This is a genomic window from Butyrivibrio sp. (genome assembly GCF_017940685.1).
Lineage (GTDB): Bacteria > Bacillota > Clostridia > Lachnospirales > Lachnospiraceae > Butyrivibrio.
In genome coordinates this window covers 1-8,910 of the sequence record NZ_JAGAYD010000081.1, presented here as the reverse complement: position 1 = coordinate 8,910, position 8,910 = coordinate 1, and the positions used below count along the sequence as shown (strand labels likewise).

The following is an 8,910-nucleotide window of genomic DNA, read 5'->3' as shown; positions in this document are numbered from 1 at the left end:
TATGAATGACAAGGAGCATGGCGTGAGGCTCCTGGTTGATGAGGATGTGAAGGCTGGGGAGTACATTGGATGCCATCCTTGCGTTAATACTTCGAGTCTTAAGATCAAAACTGCTGACATATTCGACAAATTCCTGCCAGCGGTGGGGCATGTGGCAGAGATCGTACATCTTGTTGGCGAGGACTGATGATGGATTCAGGCGCGGTGCGCCTTTGTGAGGGGAACAAATGCCATTTCAGATAATCAGAAATGATATTACAAAAGTAAAAGCCGACGCCATCGTCAATACGGCAAACCCTGATGTTGCCATAGGTGGCGGCGTTGACAGCGCCATATACAAGGCGGCAGGCGAAGATCAGCTTCTTGGTGCCCGCGAAAAAATTGGTTACCTTGAACCGGGAGAAGTTGGGATAACGCCAGCATTTAACCTTAAGGCCAAGTACATCATCCACGCCAGCGGACCCTGGTGGGAAGGTGGAAGCCACGGAGAGGCTGAGTGTTTAAGGGCCTGCTACGATAAGTCCCTTAAGTTAGCTTATAAGAATAGATGCAGATCTATCGCATTTCCGCTACTTGCTACCGGAACCTATGGGTTTCCCCAGAAGCTTGGTATCGAGATAGCAGTTGATGCTTTCACCAGGTTCCTGGAGGAGCACGAGATGGAGATTTATCTCGTTGTATTTGGACAAAAGTCCGTGATGATCTCAGGAGAGCTGGGGGAGAGGGTTCGAAACTACATAGATGATGACTATGTGGAAGCAGCTCTTGTAGAGGAGTACGAGATTGATCATCACCTGGAAGGCGAGTTTTTTGAAGAACCTGCCTTAGAACCGGACAAGGAAAAAGGTGCTAGTGCTAAAGTGATGGCACCAACAGTGTCTTACGGAGCGCCTCCTTCAAACGCCCCAATGTTCTTTGCAGCCAAGGCTGCAGGTTCTCTGGAAGACGTGCTAAAAGAGATGTACACCGACTCTTTTGAGAAGCACCTTCAGCAGCTAATTAACAAGAAAGGCCTTAAGAATTCTGAGGTTTATGCAGCTGCCAATATCTCCAAGCAGTATTTTTCCAAGCTCTTAAAGGGCCAGGTAAAGCCCTCCAAGGAGAAGGTCCTGGCGCTGGCAGTGGGTCTTAAGCTTAATATGGATGAGACTGTGGATTTCCTTAAGCTGGCGGGCTATGCGCTGTCGCCAATCTCCCAGACGGACGTCATCGTTGAGTACTTCATAAGGCATGAGGATTACAGCGTTATGAAGATTGATATCGTGCTGTTTGACTATGGTCTTGAGCCACTTTCTAACTGAAAAACGTAAATTCTAGATGGTCGCCTCCCAGGGGACCATTTTCTTTTGCCAAAAAGGTATCATTACATCAGAACAAAGAAAACAGCTCATCGCGCGGAGCACCACTAAATGATGGAGGCAAAAGAATATGAGTAAGAATATCACTGAAATAGTTTATATACTGGACAGGTCAGGTTCCATGGGCGGCCTGGAGGCAGACACCATCGGAGGTTTCAACTCCATGATGGAAAAGCAGAAAAAGACAGGGGAAGACGCCCTGGTTTCGACAGTTCTTTTCGACGATGAGTGCGAAGTGCTCTACGACAGGGTTCCCCTTGGCAAGGTAGAGAAAATGACAGACAATCAGTACTACGTCAGGGGCTGCACGGCGCTTCTTGATGCAGTGGGCGGAGCCATCAAGCACATCGGAAATGTACACAAATACGCCCGGGAGGAGGATCGCCCTGCTAAGACGATCTTTGTCATCACCACCGACGGAATGGAGAATGCCAGCAGGAATTACTCCTATGAGAAGGTCCAGAAGATGGTCAAGAGGCAGCAAAAGAAATATGGCTGGGAGTTTATCTTTATCGGCGCAAACATTGATGCCTACGCAGAGGCGCAAAAACTTGGCGTCAGAAAGGAAAGAGCCGTCAACTATGTGAGCGATTCCATGGGAACAGCCACTGTTTATGCGGGAGTTTCAGCTGCAGTCTGCAGGACCATGATGGCCCCAAGCGACATGGTGGAAGAAGAGCTTGATGCATCGGGCTGGGCAGATGAGATCAATGAGGATTACAATAGACGTAGCAGAAAGGTAAGAAGGTGATCATATGGCAGTAAAAGGAGCGGTTTTAGGGGATATAATCGGGGCACAGTTCGAGTTTAACAGGCCCAAGAACCTTGATTGGAAGAATGTGCCACTTATCGGAAACGCCTTTATGGAGTTTACGGACGATTCTGTCATGACTCTGGCCATCAAGAAGGCCCTTTTAGAGGGAAAAGACCTTGTGGGGACCATGGTCACTGTTGGAAGAAAGTACCCATTTGCCGGGTACGGCGGGAAGTTCTATAAATGGATAAATGGGGATGTACACGAGCCCTACAACAGCTGGGGAAATGGCAGCGCCATGAGAGTTTCTTTTGTTGGCGAGTATTATGAAGACTATGAAGAAATGCAGAAGATGGCTGAATTTACAGCCTCTGTGTCCCACAATCACCCAGAGGGGATCAAGGGAGCAGTGGTGACTGCCACCTGTATCTGGATGGCAAGACATGGAAAGAGCAAGCAGGAAATCTACGATTACGTCCTTAAGGAGTACCCAAAGGACGACTACGAGTACAGCATCGCCTACAGCCTTGACGAGATAAGGCCTCGCTACAAGTGGAACGAGAGCTGCCAGGGGTCAGTACCTGCAGCCATGAGGTGCTTTTATGAGAGCAGCGACTACGAGTCCTTCATGCGAAATATCTTTTCACTGGAGTGTGACTCAGATACCTTCGGAGCCATTGCAGGAGGCGTGGCAGAGGAGTTCTACGGCGGATTTGGAGGCCTAAACGGCGATGGAATATTGGAAAAATTCTTAACGCCGGACCTATACGAGATACTGATAGCCTAAATCAAGGCGGATCGCCGCTACATAAACAAGGTCAAAGATTGTCCTCACCCCATTTTTTCAGCTCAAGAAGAATGGGGATGAGGCTCTTTGCCTTATCAGTGAGGTTATATTCAACCCTGACAGGCATCTCATCGTACATTTTTCGCTCTACAAGGCCGTCTGCTTCAAGCTCTTTTAGTGAATTGGCAAGCATGGTGTTGGTAATCCCGTGAACTGTGCGGCGGATCTCGCCATATCTAACCACCTCGTTGTTGTCGATGACGCACAGGATCATGATCTTCCATTTTCCACCAACTATATTTATGACTTTTTTAAGACCGCAGCCCTCGCCTGCAATACTGTTGCAGAGGGGCTCTTTTTTTGCTGTTTTGCTCATGGTATTGTTTTCCTTACCAGGTTCATATAATCTGCGTACTTGATATATTTTTTATACCTAATACAATAATGACATTGACTAAAAAAAGCAATAGGCTTGGCTAAATTCAGAAAGGAACGGTAGTAGATGAAAAAAGCTGTAAACGTCATTAACAGATGTGTGGCCTGCGGCGTGTGCGCTGGTCAGTGCCCGAGGGAAGCGATCAGCATATACAGAGGATGCTATGCGGTGGTGGATATCGCAAAGTGCGTCGGGTGCGGAATCTGTGAAAAAGCTTGTCCTGCGGGATCCATAAGAGTAGAGGAGGTAAGTGATGAAAACAGGTAAAAAGAAGCATTGGTACGACTACCTTTGGATCTGGACAATAGTGTATTTTGCCCTGGGATTTTTCAATATCCTATTTGCGTGGCTTGGACTTATAGATTTTGTTCTGCCGCTTATCTTTGCGATCGCAGGTGGAAACAAGTGGTTCTGCAATCACATGTGCGGAAGGGGACAGCTCTTTTGGGTACTGGGAAGGAATCTTAAGTGCTCAAGAAGAAAAAAGGCTCCGGCGTGGATCTCTTCAAAATGGTTCAGATATGGGTTTTTGACCTTCTTTATGACCATGTTTGGAACCATGATTTTCCAGACATATCTGGTATTTTCAGGGGCAGAGACACTACGAAAAGCAATAAAGTTATTTTGGACCTTCAAAGTTCCATGGAAATGGGCATATAATGGAAGTATACTACCGGACTGGGTAGCTCAGTTTGGATTTGGATTTTACAGTCTGATGCTGACATCAACGCTGATCGGACTGATCGTGATGGCGCTTTATAAAGAGAGGACCTGGTGCTCGTTTTGCCCTATGGGAACCATGACTCAGGGCATATGCCAGATCAAAGCAAAGAAAGGAAACAAGTAAGATGAATATAAATGAGAGAGCTGAAAAAGCAGTAGCAATGAAAACTTCCGGGATGTACAACTGTGCACAGTCAGTAACAGCGGCCCTTGCTGATGAAACAGACCTTACAGAGGAGCAGCTGTGCCAGATTTCTGCAGGTTTCTGCGCAGGAATGGGCAATATGGAGGCTACCTGCGGCGCGCTTATAGGCGCTGGAATGATAGCAGGCCTCAAGACAGAGGGAAAAGGAACTCTTGCAAAGACCAGACAGATCCAGGAAGAATTTGCCCGCAGATGCGGAGCCATCAAGTGCAGGGATCTTAAGGCAATCACTGATGGCAAGCCACTTTGCCCATGCGAAGAGTGCGTAAGAAATGCAGTACTTATCTATGGAGAAATGATGGGACTTTGATCACATGTGTGGAAGATACTTTTTTGATGATAAAACTGCATTGGAAGTAGAAGATGAGCTGGAGCTTGACTCCGGCTTACTTTCCGTTAGTTCAGGTGATGTTACTCCTGCCATGAGCCCTGCAGTGATAACAGCTGGCAGAGGAAGCGATGGCGCAAGTCTCAAGGTGTCAGATATGTTCTGGGGCGTAACAGGAAATGATAAGAAACTTGTGATAAACGCAAGAGCGGAGTCTGCCCTGGAAAAGCCCATGTTTTCTGATAGTGTTGAAAGAAGGCGCCTTGTGATACCTGCTTCTGGGTTTTATGAATGGGATAAGGATAAGAACAAGGTAACTTTCTATAAAAAGGATAAAAGCCCCATATATCTTGCGGGGCTCTATAAACTTTCTGATAATAAGGATTCTTTTGTAATACTGACCACAGCTGCCAACGAATCAATGATCAGGGTCCATGACCGTATGCCACTTATAATCGAGAAAAATGCTGTTAAGGACTGGATTTTTGATACGGATGCAGCCAAAGAAATGCTACATATGAAGATGCCACTACTTGAGAGTCATCAGGAATATGAACAGATGAAGCTCTTTTAACTAAAATGTTAAACAGAAAGGAGCACCACCATGAACCAGGAAGTTCGAGATCCATTTCTTGAAGGCAACGAGATAATTGAGGAGACGATTGCAAAATTCCACAAGGACCAGAGCAAGGAAAACCTTATTGCTGTTCTTGAGAGCATAAGGACCAGAATGCATGCTGACGGGCATTTTGTCATTCCTGTAGTTATCAAAGAAGAGGAGATGACCTATTCCTTCAGAGGCCTTAATACGAATGATGGCAACACCTGGAACGTGGTGTTCACGTCAAAAGAAGAGTTTGAGAAGGGCCAACCAAGCCAGGTAATATCTCATTTCATAGACGCAGCTCTTAAAGCCTGCGCAGAGGCTGATTGCATGGGATTTATCGTCAATCCCTGGAGCGATGATGCGTTCATGCTTTCCAAGGAGCTTATCCAGATGATCATTGACGCCGACGGAGGCGTAGAATACTCAGTTCCAGAGGATCCTATTACAAAAGAGCTCTTGGCTGACGGATCATTTCTCACAAGGGCAGTGGAGATCTGCAACAGAAATGATACTGAGCTCAATGCTCTAAAGCTCATGAAGATCCTGCGCCACAGCAATGTCTGGGTTCCATGTGTTGCGCTTCCTGATGAATTTGGTAATGAAAAGCTCAATCTGGTGCCTGATATCCTGGAAGAGGACGACAAATTCTACTTCCCTGTGTTCTCAACTGAAGCGGAAATGGGCGAATATGGCGACCACTTTACAAGGATCGAGAGGAATTTCCTGGACACCATCAAGCTTGCAAGGAACAATCAGCGGGATATTACAGGTATTGTTTTAAACGCCTTCTCCAATCAGTACATCATAGATAAGAACATGATGGAAATGATCGAAGGTATGGAAGAATAACTTACCTTACATAATAATGGCGACCAAGCCATCTGGAGAGTCCGTCCAGGCCGGGGTACACAATGCGCTCAGATACATTCTGATGATCGAGCATATCCCTGATCTGCCAACGGATCTCTTTTTTTATTATGTAGCGAACCGTTTTTTCAGTGTGGGCATCAAGGAACCCTTCGATATCTTTCATGTCATTGGGAATTACAGAGAAGAACGAGTACTGATTGACAATCCTGACATCAACTGAAGGAGGCTCTATCATCAGCATTGAAGAAGAACCCATGTCTTTGTCGTACATGTCAAGGCTCTCGCAGGCTTCAGAGAGCATATCTACGGAAAAGACCGTAGTGTTGTATTTATCGGCGATCTTTTGGTATTTCTCAGGCAGGAGATCATGAAGCTCATGGATGTCCGTGCGCCATACGCAGCTATCTCTTTTCTCCATTTCATCAAGATCTGTCTCGGTGACAGAAAAGTGCAGAGCAATAAGAGGAGAGAAGGACCAGTCGAGAAGCCTTGTTGGAAGGCCGTGGTGCTGACCAAAGATCATCTGCCTCCATACTGAGTTTTCGATAGAAGGCTCTTCAAGAACAGCATATTTTGTGAAGTTCCTGAGCATGCAGGGCTCAAGTTCTTTTTTCTTGTATTTACAGTTTCTCTCAAGACTTGTGGTCAGCTCAAAGGTGGCATCTGGCTGCCCTCGGTACACAAACAGATTTCGGTTTCTCTTAAGGTCAGTTCTATACTCCTGTTCATTCAGAAGTTCATACAGATGATCCATATCTTCAATAATTACTGTCTTGATCATAAGCTTCACCTCACCATTTTAAAAAAGCTCTGTATTGCGTTTTCATAGTTTAAGTATAGCAATTCCTACCCTGGAGGGGCTGATTTTTGAATGAAATTTTGATAAAAAAATCGGTTGCGAGATGGCTGTTAAAATAATATGATTGGAAAGACTTGAATATTTATACAAAAGGATGGATTGATGTGATCAAAAAAGCTTTTTATAAAACTATACCGGTTATGGCGGGATATATAGTTCTTGGGAGTGGGTTTGGTATTTTGCTGCATAATGCGGGATATGGCATGATATGGGCATTTGCCATGAGTGCATTGATATACGCAGGCTCAATGCAGTATGTCGGAATAGGTCTTTTGACAGGAGGAGCATCTGTCGTTACAACGATAATCACTACTATCATGGTTAATGCAAGACACCTGTTTTATAGCATTTCAATGATAGATAAGTATAAGGATTCCGGAAAATACAAGCCATATCTGATATTTGCGTTAACTGATGAGACGTATTCGCTTCTTTGCGACGATGACGGGGAAGCAAATGGATCAATTAACCGCTATAGGTTTTTTGTATCATTGTTTGATCAGTGCTACTGGGTTTTGGGGAGTGTCATCGGAAGTCTCTTAGGAAGCATGATCCGCTTTTCTACAGCTGGGATCGAGTTTTCCATGACAGCTCTTTTCATCGCTTCGTTTACAGAACAGTGGATAGAATCCGACAACCATCTGCCCGCTATAGTTGGTATTGTTAGCACCGTAATGTGCCTTGTGGTTTTCGGATCAGAGAATTTCCTGATCCCATCAATGCTCCTTATAACAGTATTACTGACAATCTTAAGGGGAAAGGAGAGTGTGGAAAAATGACAGCAGCTGTACTTGTTTTAGCTATGGCACTAACTACCATGGCTCTTCGTTTTCTTCCATTTTTACTATTCGGAAAGCATACCCCTAAGTATATTTCCTATTTGGGAAAAGTGTTGCCACAGGCGATAGTTGCGCTTCTGGTGGTATATTGTCTGCGCGATGTTTCTGTGGTTTCACCGCCTCATGGCGTTCCTGAACTTATTGCAGGAGGGCTGGTTGTAGGAATGCAGGCGTGGAAGAGAAATGCGGTTTTAAGCATATTGGCAGGAACTATCATATATATGATGCTCATAAGATTTTTTTCTTAAATTTTAATTAATCATGCTGTGCTTAAGTATGAAATATAGTAAAATTAGGACATATTCAGACAATTTGCGTAGGTTGGATTTATTCTTAGGAGGGGAAGATGCAATCTGATTTAGTCATCAAGGAAAACGAATTGATAGATCCAGCGAATTATCCTGAAGACCAGCGTGCGCTGGTGGAGGATTTTAACGCCCGCATCCGTCGTTTAACTGGAATTATTACTGGAATCGGAAAAGAGTATCATACAATCTGGGTCATCAATGCCAATACCAAGAAGATGTACCTGTACCGTTCGACCGGAGAAAACACAAATCGTTATGCGATTGAACTGGGATTTAAATTTGACAATTATGACCGTTTTATTGAGGAATACGTAGATCGCTGCGTTGTAACCAACATTGAGAGCGTCCAAAGAGATGTAAAATCGGACGTTGTATTTTCAAGGATCAAAGATGGAGAAAGGTTTACGCTTGATTATATGCGTCTGGCCGATGACGGTAACATGTCATATCATCAGATGGCTTTTGCACTTGCTGGACAGCCTGGAGAAACGGAGAATTTTATCCTGGCTTTCAGGGATATTGATAAGTCCATTCGTAAACACATCGCTGATAAGCGCTATTTAAGAGAACAGCTTGATATCGTGGAGACCTTGAGCCGCGATTATTACAATATCTTCAAGATCAACCCCAAGACCGGTGATGTGGTGATCTTAAAGCTCGATGGTTATGTTACAAAGGGTATGGAAGGCGCAGGTGAAAAGATCTATCCCTACGATGTTCTGTACAAGCAGTACGTAAAGGACCGTGTGTACTCAGAGGACCAGGAGTGGATGTATGATGCCATCTCTCTGACCACTATCAACAAAAAGCTTGCAGAAAATTCGGAATATGTATCC

Annotated in this window: 13 protein-coding genes and 1 pseudogene; 12 read left to right on the top strand and 2 right to left on the bottom strand. The window is 44.9% G+C overall.

What is annotated here, in order from left to right:
- From J6I68_RS05530 to J6I68_RS05515, 4 genes and pseudogenes are all read left to right on the top strand, one after another.
- A pseudogene (locus tag J6I68_RS05530) lies at positions 1-187 on the top strand (prolyl-tRNA synthetase associated domain-containing protein); the annotation flags it as partial.
- 40 nt (positions 188-227) lie between these two features.
- Entirely contained in the window at positions 228-1,301 is a 1,074-nt protein-coding gene (locus J6I68_RS05525; protein ID WP_292218264.1) for a macro domain-containing protein, read from the top strand.
- Between the two features lie 127 nt (positions 1,302-1,428).
- Entirely contained in the window at positions 1,429-2,109 is a 681-nt protein-coding gene (locus J6I68_RS05520) for a vWA domain-containing protein (RefSeq protein WP_292218262.1), read from the top strand.
- 4 nt (positions 2,110-2,113) lie between these two features.
- Positions 2,114-2,899 carry an ADP-ribosylglycohydrolase family protein gene (locus J6I68_RS05515; RefSeq protein WP_292218260.1) on the top strand — a complete coding sequence of 262 codons (786 nt, stop codon included), beginning with the start codon at positions 2,114-2,116 and terminating at the stop codon, positions 2,897-2,899.
- A gap of 31 nt (positions 2,900-2,930) precedes the next feature.
- Here the strand turns inward: J6I68_RS05515 and J6I68_RS05510 are convergent, their stop codons facing one another.
- Entirely contained in the window at positions 2,931-3,275 is a 345-nt protein-coding gene (locus J6I68_RS05510; protein WP_292218258.1) for a winged helix-turn-helix transcriptional regulator, read from the bottom strand.
- Between the two features lie 126 nt (positions 3,276-3,401).
- On the opposite strand from J6I68_RS05510, the gene J6I68_RS05505 reads away from it, so the two are divergent.
- From J6I68_RS05505 to J6I68_RS05485, 5 genes are read left to right on the top strand one after another with little or no spacing between them, the layout of a single operon-like run.
- A complete protein-coding gene (locus J6I68_RS05505; protein WP_292218255.1) occupies positions 3,402-3,602 on the top strand; it encodes a 4Fe-4S binding protein in 201 nt (66 codons plus the stop codon).
- Positions 3,589-4,182 carry a 4Fe-4S binding protein gene (locus tag J6I68_RS05500; protein WP_292218254.1) on the top strand — a complete coding sequence of 198 codons (594 nt, stop codon included), beginning with the start codon at positions 3,589-3,591 and terminating at the stop codon, positions 4,180-4,182. Before J6I68_RS05505 ends, J6I68_RS05500 begins: the two co-directional genes overlap by 14 nt.
- Before the next feature lies 1 nt (position 4,183).
- Entirely contained in the window at positions 4,184-4,573 is a 390-nt protein-coding gene (locus J6I68_RS05495) for a C-GCAxxG-C-C family protein (RefSeq protein WP_292218251.1), read from the top strand.
- Between the two features lie 4 nt (positions 4,574-4,577).
- Positions 4,578-5,165 (top strand): SOS response-associated peptidase, encoded by a 588-nt coding sequence (locus J6I68_RS05490; protein WP_292218249.1) that lies wholly within the window; start codon positions 4,578-4,580, stop codon positions 5,163-5,165.
- A 30-nt stretch (positions 5,166-5,195) separates the two neighbouring features.
- Positions 5,196-6,047, top strand: coding sequence for an SseB family protein (locus tag J6I68_RS05485; RefSeq protein ID WP_292218247.1), 852 nt, complete (start codon positions 5,196-5,198; stop codon positions 6,045-6,047).
- 1 nt (position 6,048) lies between these two features.
- On the opposite strand, the gene J6I68_RS05480 is transcribed toward J6I68_RS05485, so the two are convergent.
- Positions 6,049-6,849, bottom strand: a complete 801-nt coding sequence (locus J6I68_RS05480) for an FRG domain-containing protein (protein WP_292218244.1) — start codon at positions 6,847-6,849, stop codon at positions 6,049-6,051.
- Positions 6,850-7,031: 182 nt separating this feature from the next.
- Between J6I68_RS05480 and J6I68_RS05475 the strand changes: the two genes are divergently transcribed.
- The 3 genes from J6I68_RS05475 to J6I68_RS05465 all read left to right on the top strand — a co-directional run.
- Positions 7,032-7,706: an AzlC family ABC transporter permease gene (locus tag J6I68_RS05475; RefSeq protein ID WP_292218241.1), complete on the top strand. Its 675-nt coding sequence runs from the start codon at positions 7,032-7,034 to the stop codon at positions 7,704-7,706.
- Positions 7,703-8,014 (top strand): branched-chain amino acid transporter permease, encoded by a 312-nt coding sequence (locus J6I68_RS05470; RefSeq protein WP_292218238.1) that lies wholly within the window; start codon positions 7,703-7,705, stop codon positions 8,012-8,014. The genes J6I68_RS05475 and J6I68_RS05470 overlap by 4 nt, the downstream gene beginning before the upstream one ends.
- 98 nt (positions 8,015-8,112) lie before the next feature.
- Positions 8,113-8,910 (top strand): hypothetical protein (locus J6I68_RS05465; RefSeq protein ID WP_292218235.1); only part of this gene is annotated, 798 nt, incomplete at its 3' end.

Coding starts and splice junctions, on each gene's coding strand:
- J6I68_RS05505 (WP_292218255.1), top strand. CDS start 3,402: ATGAAAAAAGCTGTAAACGTCATTAACAGATGTGTGGCCTGCGGCGTG.
- J6I68_RS05495 (WP_292218251.1), top strand. CDS start 4,184: ATGAATATAAATGAGAGAGCTGAAAAAGCAGTAGCAATGAAAACTTCC.
- J6I68_RS05470 (WP_292218238.1), top strand. CDS start 7,703: ATGACAGCAGCTGTACTTGTTTTAGCTATGGCACTAACTACCATGGCT.
- J6I68_RS05520 (WP_292218262.1), top strand. CDS start 1,429: ATGAGTAAGAATATCACTGAAATAGTTTATATACTGGACAGGTCAGGT.
- J6I68_RS05515 (WP_292218260.1), top strand. CDS start 2,114: ATGGCAGTAAAAGGAGCGGTTTTAGGGGATATAATCGGGGCACAGTTC.
- J6I68_RS05490 (WP_292218249.1), top strand. CDS start 4,578: ATGTGTGGAAGATACTTTTTTGATGATAAAACTGCATTGGAAGTAGAA.
- J6I68_RS05480 (WP_292218244.1), bottom strand. CDS start 6,849: ATGATCAAGACAGTAATTATTGAAGATATGGATCATCTGTATGAACTT.
- J6I68_RS05500 (WP_292218254.1), top strand. CDS start 3,589: ATGAAAACAGGTAAAAAGAAGCATTGGTACGACTACCTTTGGATCTGG.
- J6I68_RS05510 (WP_292218258.1), bottom strand. CDS start 3,275: ATGAGCAAAACAGCAAAAAAAGAGCCCCTCTGCAACAGTATTGCAGGC.
- J6I68_RS05485 (WP_292218247.1), top strand. CDS start 5,196: ATGAACCAGGAAGTTCGAGATCCATTTCTTGAAGGCAACGAGATAATT.
- J6I68_RS05525 (WP_292218264.1), top strand. CDS start 228: ATGCCATTTCAGATAATCAGAAATGATATTACAAAAGTAAAAGCCGAC.